General features: G+C 51.6%; 20 protein-coding genes and 2 pseudogenes. 20 read left to right on the top strand and 2 right to left on the bottom strand.

What is annotated here, in order from left to right; genetic code table 11:
- Positions 1 to 16 precede the first annotated feature (16 nt).
- From ctrA to IUJ45_RS06690, 20 genes and pseudogenes are all read left to right on the top strand, one after another.
- Complete coding sequence (gene ctrA, locus IUJ45_RS06600) at positions 17 to 1,180, top strand: capsule polysaccharide export outer membrane protein CtrA (RefSeq protein WP_002236580.1); 1,164 nt, start codon at positions 17 to 19, stop codon at positions 1,178 to 1,180.
- Between the two features lie 14 nt (positions 1,181 to 1,194).
- Entirely contained in the window at positions 1,195 to 2,358 is a 1,164-nt protein-coding gene (locus IUJ45_RS06605; protein WP_002236581.1) for a capsule polysaccharide export inner-membrane protein CtrB, read from the top strand.
- Positions 2,358 to 3,155 carry an ABC transporter permease gene (locus IUJ45_RS06610; RefSeq protein ID WP_002236582.1) on the top strand — a complete coding sequence of 266 codons (798 nt, stop codon included), beginning with the start codon at positions 2,358 to 2,360 and terminating at the stop codon, positions 3,153 to 3,155. Before IUJ45_RS06605 ends, IUJ45_RS06610 begins: the two co-directional genes overlap by 1 nt.
- Positions 3,152 to 3,802 (top strand): ABC transporter ATP-binding protein, encoded by a 651-nt coding sequence (locus IUJ45_RS06615; protein ID WP_002218516.1) that lies wholly within the window; start codon positions 3,152 to 3,154, stop codon positions 3,800 to 3,802. Before IUJ45_RS06610 ends, IUJ45_RS06615 begins: the two co-directional genes overlap by 4 nt.
- A 63-nt stretch (positions 3,803 to 3,865) precedes the next feature.
- Positions 3,866 to 6,139, top strand: a complete 2,274-nt coding sequence (locus IUJ45_RS06620; protein ID WP_002239407.1) for a Tex family protein — start codon at positions 3,866 to 3,868, stop codon at positions 6,137 to 6,139.
- Between the two features lie 30 nt (positions 6,140 to 6,169).
- On the top strand, positions 6,170 to 7,000 hold the full coding sequence (locus IUJ45_RS06625; protein WP_002215283.1) for a DNA cytosine methyltransferase: 831 nt from the start codon (positions 6,170 to 6,172) through the stop codon (positions 6,998 to 7,000).
- Positions 6,978 to 7,172, top strand: coding sequence for a DNA cytosine methyltransferase (locus IUJ45_RS10985; protein WP_002215282.1), 195 nt, complete (start codon positions 6,978 to 6,980; stop codon positions 7,170 to 7,172). The genes IUJ45_RS06625 and IUJ45_RS10985 overlap by 23 nt, the downstream gene beginning before the upstream one ends.
- The gene (locus tag IUJ45_RS06630) at positions 7,165 to 7,509 is read left to right on the top strand and encodes a DNA adenine methylase (protein WP_002231447.1); all 345 of its coding nucleotides are present in this window, start codon (positions 7,165 to 7,167) and stop codon (positions 7,507 to 7,509) included. The genes IUJ45_RS10985 and IUJ45_RS06630 overlap by 8 nt, the downstream gene beginning before the upstream one ends.
- Positions 7,510 to 7,587: 78 nt before the next feature.
- Positions 7,588 to 8,208, top strand: a pseudogene (galE, locus tag IUJ45_RS06635) (UDP-glucose 4-epimerase GalE); the annotation flags it as partial.
- A gap of 115 nt (positions 8,209 to 8,323) precedes the next feature.
- Positions 8,324 to 9,349, top strand: coding sequence for a dTDP-glucose 4,6-dehydratase (gene rfbB, locus IUJ45_RS06640; RefSeq protein ID WP_002236574.1), 1,026 nt, complete (start codon positions 8,324 to 8,326; stop codon positions 9,347 to 9,349).
- A 105-nt stretch (positions 9,350 to 9,454) separates the two neighbouring features.
- Positions 9,455 to 10,321, top strand: a complete 867-nt coding sequence (gene rfbA / locus IUJ45_RS06645) for a glucose-1-phosphate thymidylyltransferase RfbA (protein WP_082308665.1) — start codon at positions 9,455 to 9,457, stop codon at positions 10,319 to 10,321.
- Positions 10,322 to 10,374: 53 nt separating this feature from the next.
- Positions 10,375 to 10,914 carry a dTDP-4-dehydrorhamnose 3,5-epimerase gene (rfbC, locus tag IUJ45_RS06650; RefSeq protein WP_002253527.1) on the top strand — a complete coding sequence of 180 codons (540 nt, stop codon included), beginning with the start codon at positions 10,375 to 10,377 and terminating at the stop codon, positions 10,912 to 10,914.
- A 23-nt stretch (positions 10,915 to 10,937) separates the two neighbouring features.
- Positions 10,938 to 13,052, top strand: coding sequence for a capsular polysaccharide biosynthesis protein (locus tag IUJ45_RS06655; protein WP_082308666.1), 2,115 nt, complete (start codon positions 10,938 to 10,940; stop codon positions 13,050 to 13,052).
- A gap of 136 nt (positions 13,053 to 13,188) precedes the next feature.
- A pseudogene (locus IUJ45_RS06660) lies at positions 13,189 to 14,449 on the top strand (capsule biosynthesis protein).
- Positions 14,450 to 14,815: 366 nt separating this feature from the next.
- Complete coding sequence (locus tag IUJ45_RS06665; RefSeq protein ID WP_002245780.1) at positions 14,816 to 16,222, top strand: SEL1-like repeat protein; 1,407 nt, start codon at positions 14,816 to 14,818, stop codon at positions 16,220 to 16,222.
- 217 nt (positions 16,223 to 16,439) lie between these two features.
- Positions 16,440 to 17,654 (top strand): sodium/glutamate symporter, encoded by a 1,215-nt coding sequence (gene gltS / locus IUJ45_RS06670; protein ID WP_002216198.1) that lies wholly within the window; start codon positions 16,440 to 16,442, stop codon positions 17,652 to 17,654.
- A gap of 98 nt (positions 17,655 to 17,752) precedes the next feature.
- Positions 17,753 to 18,769: a lysozyme inhibitor LprI family protein gene (locus IUJ45_RS06675; protein WP_002231465.1), complete on the top strand. Its 1,017-nt coding sequence runs from the start codon at positions 17,753 to 17,755 to the stop codon at positions 18,767 to 18,769.
- Positions 18,770 to 18,779: 10 nt separating this feature from the next.
- A complete protein-coding gene (locus IUJ45_RS06680) occupies positions 18,780 to 18,977 on the top strand; it encodes a hypothetical protein (RefSeq protein ID WP_002215316.1) in 198 nt (65 codons plus the stop codon).
- Between the two features lie 17 nt (positions 18,978 to 18,994).
- On the top strand, positions 18,995 to 19,144 hold the full coding sequence (locus tag IUJ45_RS06685; RefSeq protein ID WP_033908521.1) for a hypothetical protein: 150 nt from the start codon (positions 18,995 to 18,997) through the stop codon (positions 19,142 to 19,144).
- Between the two features lie 355 nt (positions 19,145 to 19,499).
- On the top strand, positions 19,500 to 19,793 hold the full coding sequence (locus IUJ45_RS06690) for a hypothetical protein (RefSeq protein WP_002215320.1): 294 nt from the start codon (positions 19,500 to 19,502) through the stop codon (positions 19,791 to 19,793).
- A gap of 311 nt (positions 19,794 to 20,104) precedes the next feature.
- On the opposite strand, the gene IUJ45_RS06695 is transcribed toward IUJ45_RS06690, so the two are convergent.
- Both IUJ45_RS06695 and pyk read right to left on the bottom strand, forming a co-directional pair.
- Positions 20,105 to 21,499, bottom strand: coding sequence for an OmpP1/FadL family transporter (locus tag IUJ45_RS06695; protein ID WP_002236588.1), 1,395 nt, complete (start codon positions 21,497 to 21,499; stop codon positions 20,105 to 20,107).
- Positions 21,500 to 21,808: 309 nt separating this feature from the next.
- Positions 21,809 to 23,281 carry a pyruvate kinase gene (pyk, locus tag IUJ45_RS06700; protein WP_002215324.1) on the bottom strand — a complete coding sequence of 491 codons (1,473 nt, stop codon included), beginning with the start codon at positions 23,279 to 23,281 and terminating at the stop codon, positions 21,809 to 21,811.
- Positions 23,282 to 23,332: the final 51 nt, after the last annotated feature.

Here is a 23,332-nt window from a genome sequence, read left to right on the forward strand (position 1 = left end):
TGAGATTTTTTATTTTATGCTTAAGTTGAAGTTTTGTATTGTAATTTCTTTTTTAATTTTGGGAAGTGCATGTAGTGCTATTCCCTCCTCTGGCCCAAGTGCAAAAAAAGTTGTCTCATTGGGGCAACAGTCTGAAGCTCAAATTCCTGAAGTAGAGTTGATTGACGTCAATCATGCTGTAGCGCAGTCTTTGTATAAAGCTCAGGTGAATCAGTCTTTTACCCAGTTTGGCGATGGTTATGCTTCTACCGGTACGCTAAATATTGGTGATGTATTGGATATTATGATTTGGGAAGCGCCGCCAGCGGTATTGTTTGGTGGTGGCCTTTCTTCGATGGGCTCGGGTAGTGCGCAACAAACCAAGTTGCCGGAGCAACTGGTGACGGCACGTGGTACGGTTTCTGTGCCGTTTGTTGGCGATATTTCGGTGGTCGGTAAAACGCCTGGTCAGGTTCAGGAAATTATTAAAGGCCGCCTGAAAAAAATGGCCAATCAGCCGCAAGTGATGGTGCGCTTGGTGCAGAATAATGCGGCAAATGTATCGGTGATTCGCGCAGGCAATAGTGTGCGTATGCCGTTGACGGCAGCCGGTGAGCGTGTGTTGGATGCGGTGGCTGCGGTAGGTGGTTCAACGGCAAATGTGCAGGATACGAATGTGCAGCTGACACGTGGCAATGTAGTACGAACTGTTGCCTTGGAAGATTTAGTTGCAAATCCGCGACAAAATATTTTGCTGCGTCGCGGTGATGTGGTTACCATGATTACCAATCCCTATACCTTTACGTCTATGGGTGCGGTGGGGAGAACACAAGAAATCGGTTTTTCAGCTAGAGGCTTATCGCTTTCTGAAGCCATTGGCCGTATGGGCGGTTTGCAAGATCGCCGTTCTGATGCGCGTGGTGTGTTTGTGTTCCGCTATACGCCATTGGTGGAATTGCCGGCAGAACGTCAGGATAAATGGATTGCTCAAGGTTATGGCAGTGAGGCAGAGATTCCAACGGTATATCGTGTGAATATGGCTGATGCGCATTCGCTATTTTCTATGCAGCGCTTTCCTGTGAAGAATAAAGATGTATTGTATGTGTCGAATGCGCCGTTGGCTGAAGTGCAGAAATTCTTGTCGTTTGTGTTCTCGCCGGTTACCAGTGGCGCGAACAGTATTAATAATTTAACTAATTAATGTGAGTAATTAAGATGTCTGAGCAACTTCCTGTGGCAGTTGCCACTGAAACCAAAGCCGAGCGTAAAAAGCCGAAAAAGAAAAGTTGGATTAAAAAGCTAAGCCCTTTATTTTGGGTAACGGTGATTATCCCTACGGTAATTTCGTTGGTGTATTTCGGCTTCTTCGCTTCCGATCGTTTTACGTCGCAATCGAGCTTTGTGGTGCGCTCGCCTAAAAGCCAATCTTCTCTCAATGGCCTGGGTGCCATTTTGCAGGGCACAGGTTTTGCCCGTGCGCAAGACGATATTTATACCGTGCAGGAATATATGCAGTCGCGTTCGGCTTTGGATGCGTTGCGTAAGAAAATGCCCATTCGCGATTTTTATGAAAAAGAAGGCGATATTTTCAGCCGTTTTAATGGTTTTGGCCTGCGTGGCGAGGATGAGGCGTTTTATCAATACTACCGTGATAAGGTATCCATCCATTTTGACTCTGTCTCAGGCATTTCCAATTTGAGCGTTACATCGTTTAATGCCGGTGAATCTCAAAAGATCAATGATGCTTTGCTTAAACAGGGTGAGGTATTGATTAACCAGCTGAACGAACGTGCGCGTCAGGATACGATTCGTTATGCTCAGGAAGTGGTCAATTCTGCTGAAGAGCAAGTTAAAGAGGCTTCTGTCCAATTGACAAAATTCCGTGTGTCTAACGGTATTTTCGACTTGAAGGCGCAATCCGATGTGCAAATGGGTTTGGTATCCAAATTACAGGACGAGTTGATTGTCATTCAGACCCAGCTGGACCAGGTAAAAGCCGTTACGCCTGAAAACCCGCAAATTCCAGGTTTGATTGCGCGTGAGAAGAGTTTGCGTAAAGAAATCTCGCAACAAATGAAAGCGATTTCCGGCGGTGGCGAGGGTTCGTTGTCCAATCAGGCGGCGGAATATCAACGCGTGTATTTGGAAAACGAATTGGCCGAAAAACAATTGGCTGCGGCGATGACTTCTTTGGAAAGTGCAAAAGCGGAAGCAGATCGTCAGCAATTGTATTTGGAAGTGATTTCCCAGCCGAACAAACCTGACTTGGCATATGAGCCAAACCGTTTGTACAACATCGTGGCAACGTTTGTCATCGGTTTGATTGTCTATGGCATTGTCGTGTTGCTGTCTGCAAGTATCCGTGAGCATAAAAACTGATGAAAGAGCTACATAAAACATCGTTTTTGGAGTCGCTGCTTATCCAAAAAAGGGTAATCGGCGCACTCTTAATGCGTGAAATTATTACTCGCTACGGTCGTAATAACATTGGTTTTTTGTGGTTGTTTGTCGAACCTTTGCTGCTGACTTTGGTTATGGTGTTGATGTGGAAGTTTTTCCGTATGCACAACGTGTCAGCTTTGAATATCGTGGCATTCACGCTGACAGGCTATCCGATGATGATGATGTGGCGTAATGCTTCTAATCATGCTATCGGTTCGATTTCTGCCAACACAAGCCTGCTGTATCACCGAAATGTACGCGTATTGGATACCATTTTTGCGCGTATGTTGTTGGAGATTGCCGGCGCCACCATTGCGCAGGTCGTGATTATGTTCGCATTGGTTATCATCGGTTGGATTGATGTACCGGCAGATATTTTCTATATGTTGTTGGCTTGGCTTTTGATGGCTATGTTTGCCGTTGGATTGGGGCTGGTCATCTGTTCGGTGGCGTTTCATTTTGAACCGTTTGGCAAAGTTTGGAGTACCATCAGTTTTGTGATGATGCCTTTGTCCGGCGTGTTTTTCTTCGTACACAACCTGCCTCAGCAGTTGCAACACTATGTGCTGATGATTCCGATGGTGCATGGTACAGAAATGTTCCGTGCCGGATATTTTGGCGACAGCGTCACGACTTACGAAAATCCTTGGTATATTTTGTTGTGTAACTTGGTTTTGCTGCTGCTTGGTTTGGCGGTGGTGGCGAGATTCAGCAAAGGGGTTGAGCCGCAATGATTTCAGTTGAACACGTTTCCAAACGCTATCTGACCCGCCAAGGTTGGCGGACAGTCTTGCACGATATTAGCTTCAAAATGGAGAAGGGCGAGAAAATCGGTATTCTCGGCCGCAACGGTGCAGGTAAATCGACGCTCATCCGTTTGATCAGTGGCGTTGAGCCGCCGACCACGGGTGAAATCAAGCGGACAATGAGTATTTCTTGGCCTTTGGCATTCTCCGGTGCGTTTCAAGGCAGTCTGACCGGTATGGACAATTTGCGTTTCATCTGCCGGATTTACAATGTCGATATCGATTATGTGAAGAACTTTACCGAAGAGTTTTCCGAGTTGGGGCAATATCTTTACGAGCCGGTCAAGCGTTATTCTTCAGGTATGAAGGCGCGTTTGGCATTTGCTTTGTCGTTGGCGGTAGAGTTTGATTGCTATTTGATTGACGAAGTGATTGCAGTTGGTGACTCGCGTTTTGCCGATAAATGTAAGTACGAGTTGTTTGAAAAGCGCAAAGACCGTTCCATCATCTTGGTGTCGCACAGCCACAGCGCCATGAAGCAATATTGCGATAATGCGATGGTGCTGGAAAAAGGGCATATGTACCAGTTTGAAGATATGGACAAAGCCTACGAATATTATAATTCGCTGCCTTAAAGCGATTGTTTTTAAATCAGGCCGTCTGAAATTTCAGACGGCCTGTCCGTTGGAATTTTATTGATGAACATTACTCAAATTCTTTCCCAAGAACTCTCCGCGACTGCCGCGCAAATCACCGCCGCCGTCGAGCTTTTGGACGACGGCGCGACCGTGCCGTTTATCGCCCGCTACCGCAAGGAAGCGACGGGCGGGTTGGACGATACGCAGTTGCGCCGGCTTGCCGAGCGGCTGCAATATCTGCGCGAGTTGGAAGAGCGCAAAGCCGTTGTTTTAAAAAGCATTGAAGAGCAAGGCAAGCTTTCAGACGACCTCAGGGCGCAAATCGAAGCCGCCGATAACAAAACCGCGCTGGAAGACCTGTATCTGCCCTACAAACCCAAACGCCGCACCAAAGCGCAAATCGCGCGCGAACACGGTTTGCAGCCGCTGGCGGACGTGTTGCTTGCCGAGCAGTCGCAGGACGTGGAAGCCGCCGCACAAGGCTACCTGAACGAAAACGTCCCCGATGCCAAAGCCGCGTTGGACGGCGCGCGTGCGATTCTGATGGAGCAGTTTGCCGAAGACGCGGAACTCATCGGCACGCTGCGCGACAAGCTGTGGAACGAAGCCGAAATCCACGCGCAAGTTGTTGGAGGCAAAGAAACCGAAGGCGAAAAATTCAGCGATTATTTTGACCACCGCGAACCTATTCGTGCGATGCCCAGCCATCGTGCGCTAGCGGTTTTGCGCGGACGCAACGAAGGCGTGTTGAACATCGCGCTCAAATATCAGCCCGACGACACGCCGATTACGCAGCAAAGCGAATACGAGCAAATCATCGCCCGCCGCTTCAAAGTTTCAGACGGCCACAAATGGCTGCGCGACACCGTGCGCCTGACTTGGCGCGCGAAAATCTTTTTGTCGTTGGAACTTGAAGCTCTCAATCGTTTGAAAGAAGCCGCCGACACCGACGCGATTACCGTGTTCGCCCGCAATCTCAAAGACTTGCTGCTTGCTGCGCCCGCCGGACGGCTGACCACGCTGGGTCTCGACCCCGGCTACCGCAACGGCGTGAAATGCGCCGTGGTGGACGACACCGGCAAGCTGCTGGATACCGTCATCGTCTATTTGCATCAAGAAAACAATATGTTGGCAACGCTGTCGCGCCTGATTAAACAGCACGGCGTGAAGCTCATCGCCATCGGTAACGGCACCGCCAGCCGTGAAACCGACAAAATCGCGGGCGAACTGGTGCGTGAAATGTCGAAAATGGGGCTGCATAAAATCGTCGTGTCCGAAGCCGGCGCGTCGATTTATTCCGCGTCCGAACTGGCGGCGCGCGAGTTCCCTGACTTGGACGTTTCCCTGCGCGGCGCGGTGTCCATCGCCCGCAGGCTACAAGACCCGCTTGCCGAGTTGGTCAAAATCGACCCCAAATCCATCGGCGTGGGGCAGTATCAGCACGACGTGAACCAAAGCCAGCTCGCCAAATCGCTGGACGCGGTGGTCGAAGACTGCGTGAACGCCGTCGGCGTGGACGTGAACACCGCCTCCGCCCCGCTCTTGGCGCGAATTTCCGGTTTGAATCAAACCCTTGCCCAAAACATCGTTGCCTACCGCGATGAAAACGGCGCGTTCGACAGCCGCAAAAAATTGCTGAAAGTACCGCGTTTGGGCGAAAAAACCTTCGAGCAGGCGGCAGGCTTTTTGCGGATTAACGGCGGTAAAGAGCCGTTGGACGCGAGCGCCGTCCACCCCGAAGCCTATCCCGTTGTCGCCAAAATGCTGGCGCAACAAGGCATTAGCGCCGCCGAACTCATCGGCAACCGCGAGCGCGTGAAGCAAATCAAAGCGTCCGACTTCACCGACGAACGCTTCGGCCTGCCGACCATTTTGGACATCCTGTCCGAACTGGAAAAACCCGGCCGTGATCCGCGCGGCGAGTTTCAGACGGCATCGTTTGCCGAAGGTATCCACGAAATCAGCGACTTGCAAGTCGGTATGATACTCGAAGGCGTGGTTTCCAACGTCGCCAACTTCGGCGCGTTCGTGGACATCGGCGTCCATCAGGACGGCTTGGTGCACATCTCCGCCCTGTCCAACAAGTTCGTCCAAGACCCGCGCGAAGTGGTGAAAGCTGGCGACGTGGTGAAAGTGAAAGTGCTGGAAGTCGATGCTGCACGCAAACGCATCGCGCTGACCATGCGCTTGGATGACGAACCGGGCGGCGCAAAACATAAAATGCCGTCTGAAAACCGCAGCCGCGAACGGACAGCCGGCCGCAAACCCCAACGCAACGACCGCGCCCCAGCCAATTCGGCGATGGCGGATGCGTTTGCGAAGCTGAAGCGGTAAAATAATCGAAGAGTTTATGGATTTTGACTTATGCACACACCACTTACCTATATTGACCTTTTCTCAGGAGCAGGAGGCCTATCCTTGGGTTTTGAACAAGCCGGATTCCAACAATTGCTTTCTGTTGAAATGGAGTCTGATTATTGTCAGACTTACCGTACCAACTTCCCCCATCATCAATTACTGCAAAAAGATTTAACCACACTAACCGAACAAGATTTAATCAATTGTCTTAACGGACAAGCAGTTGATTTGATTATTGGAGGACCACCTTGTCAAGGTTTTAGTATGGCAGGAAAGATTGGACGGACATTTACAGATGACCCACGCAACCATTTATTTAAAGAGTTTGTCCGAATAGTTAAAATTGTCCAACCATATTTTTTTGTTATGGAAAATGTAGCGCGACTCTATACACACAATTCAGGTAAAACACGTATTGAGATTATTCAAGCATTTCAGAATATCGGTTATTCGGTGGAATGTAAGATACTGAGTGCAGCCGATTTCGGTGTTCCTCAGATACGTAGCCGAGTGATATTTATCGGGAGGAGGGATAAAGGCAAAATTTCCTTTCCCGAACCTTTGCAGATTTCCCATCAGACTGTTGGATCAGCAATAGGACATTTTCCAAAACTGGCTGCTGGCGAAAGCAATCCACACGTTGCAAATCATGAAGCTATGAATCATTCGGCACAAATGTTAGAAAAAATGGCATTTGTTAAAAATGGAGGTAACCGTAACGATATTCCTGAACCATTACGTCCGAAAACAGGTGATATCCGTAAATACATCCGTTACAACAGCAACAAAACCAGCCGTTTGTATTACAGGAGATATGCGCAAAGTTTTTCACTATGAACAGAATCGGGCGTTAACCGTTCGTGAATTAGCTGCCTTACAATCTTTCCCTGATAATTTTATTTTTTGCGGCAGCAAAATTGCCCAGCAGCAGCAGGTTGGTAACGCCGTACCGCCTTTATTGGCAAAAGCTATTGCTGAAAGTATTTTAAAAATGAGTGAAAATGAATAAGCAATATCCGAAAATTAACTATATCGGTAATAAAGAGAAAATAGCTTCCTGGATTTGTGACCAGCTTCCGTCTGATGTAGATACAGTTGCAGATGTATTTAGTGGAGGCTGTTCCTTTGCCTACGAAGCCAAAAAACGCGGCTATCGTGTGATTACTAACGATATTTTGGCAATTAATTACCAAATTGCTTTAGCATTAATAGAAAACAACCATGAAACATTAAATGACGATGATGTCGCAATGATTTTTTCAGGCAGCCCGCATGCCGGTTTTATGAGTCAGCGTTATGCCGAAAAATTCTATTTTCACGATGAATACCAACAACTTGATTTGTAACGTAAAAATATAGGGAAACTGGATAACCAGTATAAACGCGCTTTGGCGTTTACTTTAATGCGTCGCGCCATGATACGTAAAATGCCCTATACGGAAGATATGCGCCCGGGCGATACCGCTAATCCTTATGGCGCATCCAAAGCGATGGTGGAACGGATGTTAACCGACATCCAAAAGGCCGATCCGCGTTGGAGCGTGATTTTGTTGCGCTATTTCAACCCGATTGGGGCGCACGAAAGCGGCTTGATCGGCGAACAGCCCAACGGTATTCCCAACAACCTTTTGCCCTATATCTGCCAAGTGGCTTCGGGCAGGCTGCCGCAACTGTCGGTATTCGGCGGCGATTATCCGACCCCCGACGGTACGGGAATGCGCGACTACATTCATGTGATGGATTTGGCAGAAGGCCATGTCGCGGCTATGCAGGCAAAAAGTAATGTAGCAGGCACGCATTTGCTGAACTTAGGCTCCGGCCGCGCTTCTTCGGTGTTGGAAATCATCCGCGCATTTGAAGCAGCTTCGGGTTTGACGATTCCGTATGAAGTCAAACCGCGCCGTGCCGGTGATTTGGCGTGCTTCTATGCCGACCCTTCCTATACAAAGGCGCAAATCGGCTGGCAAACCCAGCGTGATTTGGCGCAGATGATGGAAGACTCATGGCGTTGGGTCAGCAACAACCCAAATGGCTACGACGATTAAGTTGACCTGATACAGGCCGTCTGAAAGAGATGTTTTCAGACGGCCTCTTTATCTGAAAAACACACATTCTGTCTGCTATAATCTGTTTATATTTTTTGGCTATCCTCTGAAATTTATGAGAAAAATCCTTGTTACCGGCGGTGCGGGCTTTATCGGCTCTGCCGTTGTCCGTCATATTATCCGAAACACCCAAGATTCCGTCGTCAACCTCGACAAACTGACCTACGCGGGCAATCTCGAATCGCTGACCGACATTGCCGATAATCCCCGCTATGCTTTCGAGCAAGTGGACATTTGCGACCGCGCCGAACTCGACCGCGTATTCGCACAACACCGGCCCGATGCCGTGATGCACTTGGCGGCGGAAAGCCATGTCGACCGCTCTATCGGTTCGGCAGGCGAGTTTATCCAAACCAATATCGTCGGCACATTCAACCTACTTGAAGCTGCGCGTGCCTACCGGCAGCAAATGCCGTCTGAAAAGCACGAAGCCTTCCGTTTCCACCATATTTCTACCGATGAAGTTTATGGCGATTTAAGCGGCACAGACGATTTGTTTACCGAAACCGCGCCCTACGCGCCGTCCAGCCCTTACTCTGCCTCTAAAGCGTCCAGCGACCACCTCGTCCGCGCGTGGTTGCGTACTTACGGCTTGCCGACCATTGTAACCAACTGCTCCAACAACTACGGTCCTTACCATTTTCCGGAAAAACTCATTCCTTTGATGATTCTGAACGCGCTTGACGGCAAACCGCTGCCTGTGTACGGCGACGGTATGCAAATCCGCGACTGGCTGTTTGTCGAAGACCACGCGCGCGCACTGTATCAGGTTGTTACCGAAGGTGTTGTCGGCGAAACCTACAATATCGGCGGCCACAATGAAAAAGCCAATATTGAAGTCGTCAAAACCATCTGCGCCCTGCTGGAAGAACTCGCTCCCGAAAAACCGGCCGGCGTGGCGCGTTATGAAGATTTGATTACTTTCGTACAAGACCGCCCTGGCCACGATGCCCGCTACGCCGTCGATACGGCGAAAATCAGACGGGATTTGGGCTGGCAGCCTTTGGAAACCTTTGAATCCGGCCTCCGCAAAACAGTGCAATGGTACTTGGACAACAAAACTCGGCGGCAAAACGCATAAAACGGCAGCTATCGTTTGGAACGTTTAGGCACCGGAAAATAAGTTTTCAGACGGCATCCCGACGCAATGCCATCTGAAAACCCATCGCAAAGGAAGAAAGAAAAGATGAAAGGCATCATACTGGCAGGCGGCAGCGGCACGCGCCTCTACCCCATCACGCGCGGCGTATCCAAACAGCTCCTGCCCGTGTACGACAAACCGATGATTTATTACCCCTTGTCGGTTTTGATGCTGGCGGGAATCCGCGATATTTTGGTGATTACCGCGCCTGAAGACAACGCCTCTTTCAAACGCCTGCTTGGCGACGGCAGCGATTTCGGCATTTCCATCAGTTATGCCGTGCAACCCAGTCCGGACGGCTTGGCACAGGCATTTATCATCGGCAAAGAATTTATCGGCAACGACAATGTTTGCTTGGTTTTGGGCGACAATATTTTTTACGGTCAGTCGTTTACGCAAACATTGAAACAGGCGGCAGCGCAAACGCACGGCGCAACCGTGTTTGCTTATCAGGTCAAAAACCCCGAACGTTTCGGCGTGGTTGAATTTAACGAAAACTTCCGCGCCGTTTCCATCGAAGAAAAACCGCAACGGCCCAAATCCGATTGGGCGGTAACCGGCTTGTATTTCTACGACAACCGCGCCGTCGAGTTCGCCAAACAGCTCAAACCGTCCGCACGCGGCGAATTGGAAATTTCCGACCTCAACCGGATGTATTTGGAAGACGGCTCGCTCTCCGTTCAAATATTGGGACGCGGTTTCGCGTGGCTGGACACCGGTACGCACGAAAGCCTGCACGAGGCGGCTTCGTTCGTCCAAACCGTGCAAAACATCCAAAACCTGCACATCGCCTGCCTGGAAGAAATCGCTTGGCGCAACGGTTGGCTTTCCGATGAAAAACTGGAAGAATTGGCGCGCCCGATGGCGAAAAACCAATACGGCCAATATTTGCTGCGCCTGTTGAAAAAATAATGTTTGAGGCCGTCTGAAACTTTTCAGACGGCCTTTAGATGAAAGATAAAAAGATGAACATCATTGATACCGCCATTCCTGACGTAAAACTGCTTGAGCCCCAAGTCTTCGGCGACGCGCGCGGCTTTTTTATGGAAACCTTCCGCGACGAATGGTTCAAGACCCAAGTCTGCAACCGCACCTTCGTGCAGGAAAACCACTCCAAATCCGGCAAAGGCGTATTGCGCGGCCTGCACTACCAAACCGAAAACACACAAGGCAAACTCGTACGCGTAGTTGTCGGCGAAGTATTCGACGTGGCCGTCGATATGCGTAAAGACTCCCCCACTTTCGGCAAATGGGTAGGCGAGATTCTGTCCGCAGAAAACAAACGCCAACTATGGGTACCCGAAGGTTTCGCGCACGGGTTTTGCGTTTTGGGCGACGCGGCGGAAGTCGTGTACAAATGCACCGACTATTACAAGCCTGAAGCCGAACAGGTTTTAATATGGAACGACCCGACAGTCGGCATCGACTGGCCGTTGCAAGGCGAGCCGAACCTGTCGCCTAAAGACTTGGCCGGCAAAGTATTGGCTGAAGCGGTCACGTTTTAAGACTATTCAGGCCGTCTGAAAGAATGTTCCTCTTTTCAGACGGCCTACAATCTATTAATAACAATAATCGACGAAAACGCATTGTGAAAAACGCCTACATCCCCTCTCGCGGCATCCGCAAAATCCCCCATCTCTCCACCCTATTGCCCGAGTTTCATATCTACAAAGACGGAAAAGGAGCAGAGGCTGTTGTCGGCTGGGGTTTGCGCCCGACGACACACAAAGCGCGTGCTTTTGCCACCGAACACCAGCTTCCCTTTATTGCTTTGGAAGACGGCTTTTTACGCTCGCTCGGACTGGGCGTCTCCGGTTATCCCCCCTACTCCATCGTCTATGACGACATCGGCATCTACTACGACACTACCCGCCCTTCTCGTTTGGAACAACTGATTCTTGCCGCCGATACCATGCCGTCTGAAACCTTGGCTCAGGCGCGGCAGGCGATGGATTTCATCCTGCAACACCATCTGTCCAAATACAACCACGCGCCCGAACTTTCAGACGATCATCCTTTACGCTCCCCATCCAAGTCTGAAACCGTCCTCATTATCGACCAAACCTTCGGCGATATGGCTATCCAATATGGCGGTGCAGACGCCTCTACGTTTGAATTGATGTTTCAGACGGCCTTAAATGAAAACCCGCAAGCCGATATTTGGGTCAAAACCCATCCCGATGTTTTGTGCGGCAAAAAACAAGGCTATCTGACCCAGCTTGTGCAGCAACACCGCGTCCATCTTCTGGCAGAAGACATCAATCCGATTTCTTTGTTGCAAAACGTCGATAAAGTTTATTGCGTTACCTCGCAAATGGGTTTTGAGGCGCTTTTGTGCGGCAAGCCGCTGACCACTTTCGGCCTGCCGTGGTATGCCGGATGGGGCGTGAGTGACGACCGCCACCCAAAAATCGGCAGCCTTATTCAAACCCAACGCCGCGCCCCCCGCAACTTGCTGCAACTCTTCGCCGCAGCCTATCTGCAATACAGCCGCTACCTCAATCCCAATACCGGCGAAGCAGGCAGCCTCTTTGATGTCATCGACTATCTGGCGACGGTCAAACGTAAAAACGACAAATTGCGTGGCGAGTTATATTGCGTCGGTATGTCTTTGTGGAAACGCGCGGTTGCCAAACCGTTCTTTAACGTACCCTCTTGCCGTCTGAAATTTATCTCTTCCACCCAAAAACTGGCAAGGGTCAAACTGTCCGACGATGCACGCATCCTGGCTTGGGGCAACGGCAAAGAGGCCATCGTCCGCTTTGCCGAACAACACCACATCCCCCTGCTGCGCATGGAAGACGGCTTTATCCGCTCGGTCGGACTCGGCTCCAACTTAGTGCCGCCGCTGTCGCTCGTTACCGACGATATGAGCATTTATTTCAATGCCGAAACCCCGTCCCGTCTTGAATACATCCTACAAAACCAAAACTTCGACGATCAAGACTTTCAGACGGCCTTGAAGCTGCAAAAAATGCTGACCGAAAACCACATCAGTAAATACAACGTCGGCAGCTCAGACTTCACCGCCCCGTCAACCGACAAAACCGTGATCCTCGTTCCCGGCCAGGTTGAAGATGATGCGTCTATCCGCTACGGTTCGCCCCAAATCTACCGCAATCTGGATTTGCTCCGTACCGTACGCGAACGAAACCCCAATGCCTATATCATCTACAAACCACATCCCGATGTAGTCAGCGGTAACCGCATCGGCCATATTTCCCCTGATGATGCTGCACGATATGCCGACCAAACCGCCGAACAAGCCGACATCCTGACCTGTCTCCAATACGCAGACGAAATACATACCATGACTTCGCTGACCGGTTTTGAAGCCTTGTTGCGCGGCAAAAAAGTCAGCTGCTACGGCCTGCCTTTCTATGCAGGTTGGGGGCTTACCCAAGATCTGCTCCCTATTCCGCGCCGCAGCCGCAGGCTTGAGCTTTGGCAGCTGATTGCCGGCACGCTCATCCACTATCCCGACTACATCCACCCCGAAACCCATCAGGCCATAAATGCGGAAACTGCAGCCCAAATCCTGATACGACAAAAAAATATGCAAAAAAACAACAACGGATTACATCGCGGGTACTTTGCTAAAAAATTAGGTAAAATCAAACAACTATATCGATCTTTCAAATAAATACCATCTAAATTAATGATACGTCATAAACTTGATTCTATTGCAGCATCATTGCCTTTGCATCGTTAATTCTCTTGGCGTATGCTTGAAAGTTCAACCTAAAACTATTACATAAAAAACAAAACCACATTGCAACATGAAACAGACCGTCCTCAAAAATAACCTGCAAAACCTGCTTGAAAGCGCAGAAAATATCCTGCTGCTTCAAGGCCCTGTCGGCGATTTTTTTCTGCGCCTTGCCAATTGGCTGACTGAAAACGGCAAAACTGTACATAAATTCAACTTTAATGCAGGCGACGACTATTTTTATCCGTCCACTCAAGCGCATACCGTTGTTTTTAACGACAGCTACGATGCCTTTCCTGAATTTTTGCAAGAATACATCGCTCAACATCACATCCAGGCGGTTGTCTGCTTTGGCGACACACGCCCTTATCACGTCATTGCAAAACGCATTGCAAACGAAAACCAAGTCGGTTTCTGGGCGTTTGAAGAAGGCTATTTCCGCCCCTACTACATCACCTTAGAAAAAGACGGCGTCAACGCATTTTCCCCGTTGCCGCGCCGTGCCGACTTTTTTCTTGAACAATTCCCTAAGCTTGCCCAGCAAGAATATAAAGCGCCAACGCCGGTACACGGCGGTTTTACGCCCATGGCAAAAAACGCTATCCGTTACTATATCGAGTTGTTCCGCAATCCACGCAAATACCCCGACTACATCCACCACCGCGCACCCAATGCCGGCCATTACCTCAAACCGTGGTCGCTCTCCATCCTCAAGCGTTTGAACTACTATATTGAAGACATCCAAATCGCCAAACGTGTGGAAGCAGGCAAATACGGCAAGTTTTTTATTGTTCCCTTACAGGTATTCAACGACAGCCAAGTCCGTATCCATTGCGACTTTCCCAGCGTCCGCAGCTTCCTGCTCCATGTTTTGAGTTCATTTGCCGAGCACGCGCCTGCCGATACCAACATCATCATCAAGCATCATCCGATGGACCGCGGTTTTATCGACTACTGGCGCGACATTAAACGCTTTATCAAAGAACACCCCGAACTCAAAGGCCGCGTGATTTATGTCCATGATGTCCCCCTGCCCGTTTTCCTGCGCCACGGTCTCGGCATGGTCACCATCAACAGCACCAGCGGCCTGTCCGGACTGATTCACAATATGCCAGTTAAGGTTCTCGGCCGTGCCTATTATGATATTCCCGGCATTACTGACCAAAATACCTTGGCAGAATTTTGGAATCATCCGACACCGCCTGACAAAGAGCTGTTCCATGCCTACCGAATGTACCACCTCAACGTGACCCAAATTAACGGCAACTTCTACAGTCAGGTGTTTTTCCCCAACAAAAAAAACCTCCAACTCTTCCACACCAGTAATCTGACTTAGCGAAGGAAGTTCAGGCCGTCTGAAAACATTTCAGACGGCCTGAAACAATCAATACCTTAGCTACTGCCATGTAAATAAAACACAAAAATCTGCATTTATCATTAACAATAAATTACAAAAACAGTATAATGACCGAGCTGCCATGAGCGCATACCGACTCAACCTGAGCCCTTTGTAACACACAAAATATGGATATATCCCTAGGCAAAACAATATAACAAGCCAAACATCCTAAAGATAAGCCGGCAAGGCAATACACTCTATAAAACTGTGCCGAGCAAAATTTTTACAAAGCCCTCAACCGGTATCGCCGCCCATATGCCGCAGCATCCGTCTTCCACTTTATATCCGCCCGCAAACCATGACCGCCGCTCCTGATATCCTCTACCGGCAAGCCGCCGCCCTTTTGGAACAATCCAATACCGCCCAAGCCCTGCCCCTGTTGCAACAGGCGGCAGAGCAAGGTTATGCGGAAGCTGCTTTCGTATTGGGCAACCATCTGCTGCAAAACGGCCAACCGGAGCAGGCACTTTCATGGTTGGAAGCCGCCGCGGCCCAACGCCATCCCAAAGCACTCTTCTCCCTGCTGCAACAACGCGAACACAACGGCACCCCGACCGGACAGCTTCTCAACGACTATGCCTGGCTGGGTGAGCAGGGGCACTCAGAAGCCCAATTAATCCTCATGCGTTACCACGCGCAACGCAACGATCCACAATCGCTCTACTGGGCGGAACTTGCTGCCGCCCGATATGCCGCACCTGCGTATTACCATCTGGCACGCCATCATCAACGCCAAGGCGACGTTGAAACAGCCATCGAACAATACGAAAAAGCGGCAGCACTCGGCGTAACTGCCGCCTGCTGGCAACTTGGTCAAATCTACTTCTACGGTACAGGTGTCAGCCCCAACCACGCACAAGCCGAACACTATCTCGAACCAGCCGCACAAGCCGGCCACATCGCCGCACAAACGCTGCTGGCTGACCTTCTTGCCGCCCAACGCAAACCTGAAGCCTTGGAATGGTATCGTCGTGCCGCCGATAAGGAACAAGCGGAAGCACAGTCTAAGCTGGCCCAATACGCCCTGACCGGCGAACTTTCCGAACGCGATCCGTTCCAAGCGGCACGATATGCCAAAGCCGCTGCCGAGAAAGACCATCCTGAAGCCCTGAAAATCATGGGCGACCTCTACCGCTACGGCCTCGGCATCAAAGCTGACAACCATATCGCGCACGATTACTACCACCGTGCTGCCGCGCTGGGTTCTGCCGCCGCAGCACAAAAACTCATCAGCGACGCCGCGCTGTACCATCCGCAACAATACGAACAAATCAAAACTGCCGCCCTGCAACAGCAACAAACCGAAACCATCTACCGTTTGGCGGAAGCACAAGCCTGCGCCATCGGCCGTCCCGCCGACTACAATGCCGCGCGAAAAAATTACATGGAAGCTGCCGGGTTCCACCATAAAAACGCAGCGGCAGCCTTAGGCCGCATCTACCATTACGGCCTCGGTACGGCGCAAGATCCTCGGGCGGCTGCACACTGGTACGCCATTGCTGCCGAACAAAACCACCCTTCCGCCCAATACCACCTCGCCTGTTTTTACTATCACGGGCAAGGTGTCGGCTGTCATGTTCCGACCGCCTGCTACTGGCTGCAGGCCGCCATCGGCAACGGCCACACTTCGGCCGAATCATTAATATCCCTATTAGAACAATGGCGACGCGAAGCACACCATGCCATCGGACAAAAGGCCGTCTGAAAAGATTTACACTCACATTTTTTGACAATCTTTAACTATTCCCCTAATATTTGCCAGTTATTTTTCACGGACACGCCATTGTTTTCATTTCTTTCTGAAAACACCTTGTCCGCGCATCAATACCATGACACTCGGCGGATAACGCCAAGCGTTGAAACACACTACATCCGGAACAAAAACGGATGCTCGGAAAAATATTTCTAGGAGGTGAAACAACATGGAATGGGAATTCAACAGTTATTACACACTGATTGCCGCCACGCTCGTGTTGCTGGTTGGTAAATTTCTGGTTCAAAAAATCAAATTCTTACGAGACTTCAATATTCCCGAGCCGGTCGCTGGCGGTTTGGTTGCCGCGATTATCCTGTTTGCGCTGCACGAGGCGTACGGCGTGAGCTTCAAATTTGAGAAACCGCTGCAAAATGCGTTTATGCTGATTTTTTTCACGTCCATCGGCTTGAGCGCGGATTTTTCCCGTTTGAAGGCGGGCGGTTTGCCGCTGGTGGTTTTTACCGCGATTGTGGGCGGATTTATCTTGGTGCAAAACTTTGTCGGGGTCGGACTGGCTACGGCTTTGGGTTTGGACCCGCTCATCGGTCTGATTACCGGTTCGGTGTCGCTGACGGGCGGACACGGTACGTCAGGTGCGTGGGGACCTAATTTTGAAACGCAATACGGCTTGGTCGGCGCAACCGGTTTGGGTATTGCATCGGCTACTTTCGGGCTGGTGTTCGGCGGCCTGATCGGCGGGCCGGTTGCGCGCCGCCTGATCAACAAAATGGGCCGCAAACCGGTTGAAAACAAAAAACAGGATCAGGACGACAACGCGGACGACGTGTTCGAGCAGGCAAAACGCACCCGCCTGATTACGGCGGAATCTGCCGTTGAAACGCTTGCCATGTTTGCCGCGTGTTTGGCGTTTGCCGAGATTATGGACGGCTTCGACAAAGAATACCTGTTCGACCTGCCCAAATTCGTGTGGTGTCTGTTTGGCGGCGTGGTCATCCGCAACATCCTCACTGCCGCATTCAAGGTCAATATGTTCGACCGCGCCATCGATGTGTTCGGCAATGCTTCGCTTTCGCTTTTCTTGGCAATGGCGTTGCTGAATTTGAAACTGTGGGAGCTGACCGGTTTGGCGGGGCCTGTAACCGTGATTCTTGCCGTACAAACCGTGGTGATGGTTTTGTACGCGACTTTTGTTACCTATGTCTTTATGGGGCGCGATTATGATGCGGCAGTATTGGCTGCCGGCCATTGCGGTTTCGGCTTGGGTGCAACGCCGACGGCGGTGGCAAATATGCAGTCCGTCACGCATACTTTCGGCGCGTCGCATAAGGCGTTTTTGATTGTGCCTATGGTCGGCGCGTTCTTTGTCGATTTGATTAATGCCGCGATTCTCACCGGTTTTGTGAATTTCTTTAAAGGCTGATTTTCCGCCTTTCCGACAAAGCACCTGCAAGGTTTACCGCCTGCAGGTGCTTTTGCTATGATAGCCGCTATCGGTCTGCACCGTTTGGAAGGAACATCATGTATCGGAAACTCATTGCGCTGCCGTTTGCCCTGCTGCTTGCCGCTTGCGGCAGGGAAGAACCGCCCAAGGCATTGGAATGCGCCAACCCCGCCGTGTTGCAAGGCATACGCGGCAATATTCAGGAAACGCTCACGCAGGAAGCGCGTTCTTTCGCGCGCGAAGACGGCAGGCAGTTTGTCGATGCCGACAAAATTATCGCCGCCGCCTACGGTTTGGCGTTTTCTTTGGAACACGCTTCGGAAACGCAGGAAGGCGGGCGCACGTTCTGTATCGCCGATTTGAACATTACCGTGCCGTCTGAAACGCTTGCCGATGCCAAGGCAAACAGCCCCCTGCTGTACGGGGAAACCGCTTTGTCGGATATTGTGCGGCAGAAGACGGGCGGCAATGTCGAGTTTAAAGACGGCGTATTGACGGCAGCCGTCCGCTTCCTACCCGTCAAAGACGGTCAGACGGCATTTGTCGACAACACGGTCGGTATGGCGGCGCAAACGCTGTCTGCCGCGTTGCTGCCTTACGGCGTGAAGAGCATCGTGATGATAGACGGCAAGGCGGTAAAAAAAGAAGACGCGGTCAGGATTTTGAGCGGAAAAGCCCGTGAAGAAGAACCGTCCAAACCCACGCCCGAAGACATTTTGGAACATAATGCCGCCGGAGGGGATGCAGACGTACCCCAAGCCGGAGAAGACGCGCCCGAACCGGAAATCCTGCATCCTGACGACGGCGAGCGTGCCGATACCGTTACCGTATCACGGGGCGAAGTGGAAGAGGCGCGCGTACAAAACCAGCGTGCGGAATCCGAAATTACCAAACTTTGGGGAGGACTCGATACCGACGTGCAAAAAGAGTTGGTCGGCGAACAACGCAAGTGGGCGCAGGAAAAAATCAGCAACTGCCGACAAGCCGCCGCGCAGGCAGACCGGCAGGAATACGCCGAATACCTCAAGCTGCAATGCGACACGCGGATGACGCGCGAACGGATACAGTATCTTCGCGGCTATTCCATCGATTAGGGGCAAACCGATGAATACCGTCCCAAAAAGCAGGATTCCCGTCAAACCGCTGCCCGAAAAAACCACAGACGAAGCCAAAGTCGAAAAATGGCGGCAGCTCGGTGCGGAACACGGTTTGTCGGGCGAATGGGCAGTTGCCGTCAGATTGGGCGAAAACGGTTTTACCGAAGAACAGATGGAAAATATCGCCAACCTGTTCGGCAGATAAAGAGAAAATTGACGGAAATGCCGTCTGAAACCCTGTTATCGGTTTCAGACGGCATTTTGACCAATACGGTACGCAGGCGCAAAACAGCCGGCTTTTCCTGTGTTGCCTATGCTGATGTTTCAACACACAGGACGATACAAAAAACGTCGCCCTATGTGCCGTCCTGATTCGGAAGGGTTACGCTCCTTCCAAATATAGTGGATTAACAAAAACCGGTACGGCGTTGTCTCGCCTTAGCTCAAAGAGAACGATTCTCTAAGGTGCTGAAGCACCAAGTGAATCGGTTCCGTACTATCTGTACTGTCTGCGGCTTCATCGCCTTGTCCTGATTTTTGTTAATCCACTATATTGTCCATTCGGCAGGGAAAGCCTGAAGAAGAATTTTCCCGCAAGATGGCCGGCTGCCTAACCGACTTGGAAAACTGTTTGGAAAAATACCTCGAACAGTTCGGGCCGGTATCGGAAAGTATCGAAGCCTGTACCGTCAAACTGCAGGAGTAACCGTCGTTCTTCAACAGGCTGATGAAAACCAACGACAAGCTCAATAGGCAGATTGACGTGTTGCAGAAACAGTCGGCAGCCATCCACAACGAAGCCTATATCGAAATGAACACGCTGCTTTACCGCCACCGCGAAGTGGTTTCCGTCCACAACCGCAAAGCAGATTATGCGGAAAAGGGCAAAGAGCAGATTGCGCTGTTCCCGCGCGGATTGAACGGCATCACCAAGCTGCCCGCCGCCGTCCTGTTGCCCGAGCGTCCCTACCATTTTGATATGAAGGAGGTTCTGCATATATTCTCCTGGATACCGAGGTAGGCGTATCGGCTGCCGGATAAAAATGCACCCCGTCATTCCTGTCTGTACGGGGGTAGCGGCAGTGTTTTCCTGCTTCGTTTTATAGTGGATTAACAAAAACCAGTACGGCCGTTGCCTCGCCTTAGCTCAAAGAGAACGATTCTCTAAGGTGCTGAAGCACCAAGTGAATCGGTTCCGTACTATTTGTACTGTCTGCGGCTCGCCGCCTTGTCCTGATTTTTGTTAATCCACTATAAATCGCGCCTAAAACAATGCCGTCTGAAACGGAAATCTGTTTCAGACGGCATTTCTACAATCAAACGGCGGGCCGTTTATTTGAATTTGTAGGTGTATTGCAGGCCGATGATGTCGGCGTGGTTTTTGAAACGTGCGGAAGACGCGCCTTTGCTGTCCACATCGTTGCCGCTTGCCTTCGCCGTGCGGTAGCTGGTGTCGTTGATGTGGATGTGGGTGTAGGCGGCATCGACGACGTGGTTTTTGCCGATATGGTATTTCATGCCGGCGGAGAACCAGATGCGGTTGCCGTCGGGCAGGCTGTTCATGCGGTAGTCGGCGTTGCGGACGGGCGATTTGTCAAAAGCGATGCCGGCGCGCAGTTGCAGCGGTTCGCTGATTTGATAAGAACCGCCGAAGCCGACTTTGTAGGTGTTGCGCCAGTTGGGGGTGATGGTGGTGCGGTCGGATTTGCCGTTGACGATGGTTTTTTCTTTTTCAAAAACCAGTTCCGCCTTATCGAAGCGGCTGTGGCGCGTCCAAGTTACGTCGCCGAACAGGTCGGCTTTGTCGGACACTTTGTACATACCGTGTACGGACAAAGACTCGGGCGTAACGATTTTAACGCGGGCTTTTTCGCTTGGCGTGTAGCCGAGCAGTGCGAGTTTGTTTGCATCCCATAACTGTTTCGCCATTGCGTCGTCTGCCGCCCATTCGGCATCGCCTTTGAGCGTGTGTGAGACTTTGGAACGGTAGTTCACGCCCACGCGCGCACGGTCGTTGATGTCCCACATCCACGCCAGTTGGTAGCCGAAGCCCCAATCGCTGCCTTTGACATCGGCGTGTCCGTCGGCTTTGATTTGGGCGGCTTTAGTTGGATTGGGGGGTGTTTCTTTTAGTGCTTTCGCTTTTTCCATAATCCCCCAGTCGGCATATTTGCGCAGCTCGGCGGAAGTATGTTGGGCGATGATGCCTGCGCCGAAGGAATGGCGTTCGTTGAGTTTCCACGCGGCGACAGGTTCGACGGCGATGCTGGTCAGACCGAGTTTGTTGATGTTGTGGCGCAACACGGAATCTTTTTCGTATTCGGTGGCAGAACCGAAGGGGACGTACACGCCCAAGCCTACGGTCAGATTGTCGTTGACTTTGTATGCGCCGTAGATGTGGGGCGCGACCGTGGTTTTGGTGATTTTGCCGCTTTTCGAACCTTGGACGGGAAGCCCGGTAAAGTCGGTGGCGGAATCCGCCTCATAATGAATGCTGGGCAGCACGATGTTGGCGTTGACGGAAATCTGGCTGCTGTCGAGTTTGGTCAGGCCGGCAGGGTTGTAGAAGATGGTCGATGCGTCGGCGGCTTCTGCGGCGGCGGCATTTGCCGTGCTTTGCGCGTTGACCGACTGTGTGCCGAAGTGGTAGCCGGAGGCTTGTGCGGATGCGGCGGCAAAGGCAGTGCCGAGCAGTAGGACGGTTTTTTTCAGTGCGGAAGGGGTCATTTCGGTTTCCGTAAAAAGGCGGACGGTGGATAAATATAGTGGATTAACAAAAATCAGGACAAGGCGACGAAGCCGCAGACAGTACAGATAGTACGGCAAGGCAACGCCGTACTGGTTTAAATTTAATCCACTATAAAAAAGGCAGTCGGAAATGCCTTGTTTCGCTTTAGTATAGGTACTCGATTTTATCCGATGTTGCCGGATTTGCACAATTTTTTCAGAGTTTGCCCGAACCGCCGCGCCGCCGCAAAAAATGCCGTCTGAAGCCTCGGGCATCGACTTCAGACGGCATTTTCCACTCAGGGCGGATTATTTGACGCGCAGCACTTCCAGCGTATTGGTCGAACCGGATTCGCGCATTTGCGAGCCGCTGGTAATGATGTATTGGTCGCCGGAATGCAGGATGTTGTGTTCCACCAGCATGGTTTCGACTTCGTTTAACGCCGTGTCGTGGTCGGTGCTGGTTGCCAAAATCAGCGGGCGCACGCCCCGGTACATCGCCATACGGCGTTGGGCGGAAACGCTCGGGGTCAGCGCGAAAATCGGCAGGGTGATGTTGTGGCGGCTGATTTCAAAGGCGGTCGAACCGCTTTCGGTCAGGGCGACGATGGCTTTGGCGTGAACCGCGCGCGCCACGCTGACCGCACCGCCGGCAACCGCCAGGTTGGTGCTGACCGCTTCGGGATACTCGACCTGTTCGGCAACGCCGTTGAGCGAATCCTGCTCTTTTTCCGCAGCCGCGCAGATAATCGCCATTTGGCTGACGGTTTCAAACGGATACGCGCCGACGGCGGTTTCGGCGGAACACATCACCGCATCGGTGCCGTCCAATACCGCGTTTGCCACATCGCTGACTTCCGCGCGGGTCGGCACGGGGTTGGTAATCATCGATTCCATCATTTGCGTCGCCGTAATGCTGAAGCGGCGCAACTCGCGGGCGCGGCGGATCATCCGTTTTTGCAGGGCGGGGACGGCGGCGTGTCCGACTTCGACCGCCAAGTCGCCGCGTGCAACCATAATGCCGTCGCCGGCGAGGATGATTTCATCAAGGTTTTCAATCGCTTCTACGCGTTCGATTTTGGAAACCAAACCGGGGCGCACGGCCGTACTGCCTTTCATTTCTTCTTCGACTTTGGCGCGCGCGATGTGCAAATCTTCGGCGGATTTCACAAAGCTGATGGCGAGATAGTCGCAACCGATGGCAATCGCGGTTTTCAGGTCGCGGAAGTCTTTTTCGGTCAACGCGCCTGCGGACAGACCGCCGCCGCGTTTGTTGATGCCCTTGTTGCTTTTCAGGACGTGGCTGTTTTCCACCCTTGTGATAATCCTGCTGCCTTCGACGGATTCCACGGTCAGGGTCAGCAGGCCGTCGTCCAGCCACAAGACATCGCCTGCGGCAACGTCGTCGGGCAGGTCGCGGTAGTCCAAACCGACCGCCTCGCGCGTGCCTTCGCCTTCGAGCGCGGCATCCAGTACCAGCGTTTCGCCTTTGTTCAATTCGATGCCGCCGCCGGCGATTTTGCCCACGCGGATTTTCGGGCCCTGCAGGTCGGCAATGATGGCGATTTCCTGTCCGGTGCGTTTTGCCGCCTCGCGCACGATGCGGGCGTTTTCCTGATGGAATTCGGGCGTGCCGTGGCTGAAGTTGAAGCGGACGACGTTCAGACCGCCGACGCGGATCATGTCTTCCAACAGTTCGACGTTGTTGCTGCCCGGCCCAAGGGTGGCGACGATTTTAGTGTTGTGGCTGATGCGGGTCAGATCGCGGCTTGTCTGGTTCATATGAAAGTCCTTTTGGTCTCAATCGGGTGTTTTGCGGTATTTTGTTACAAA

Origin of the sequence: Neisseria meningitidis (assembly GCF_022869645.1) — a bacterium.
GTDB lineage: Bacteria > Pseudomonadota > Gammaproteobacteria > Burkholderiales > Neisseriaceae > Neisseria > Neisseria meningitidis.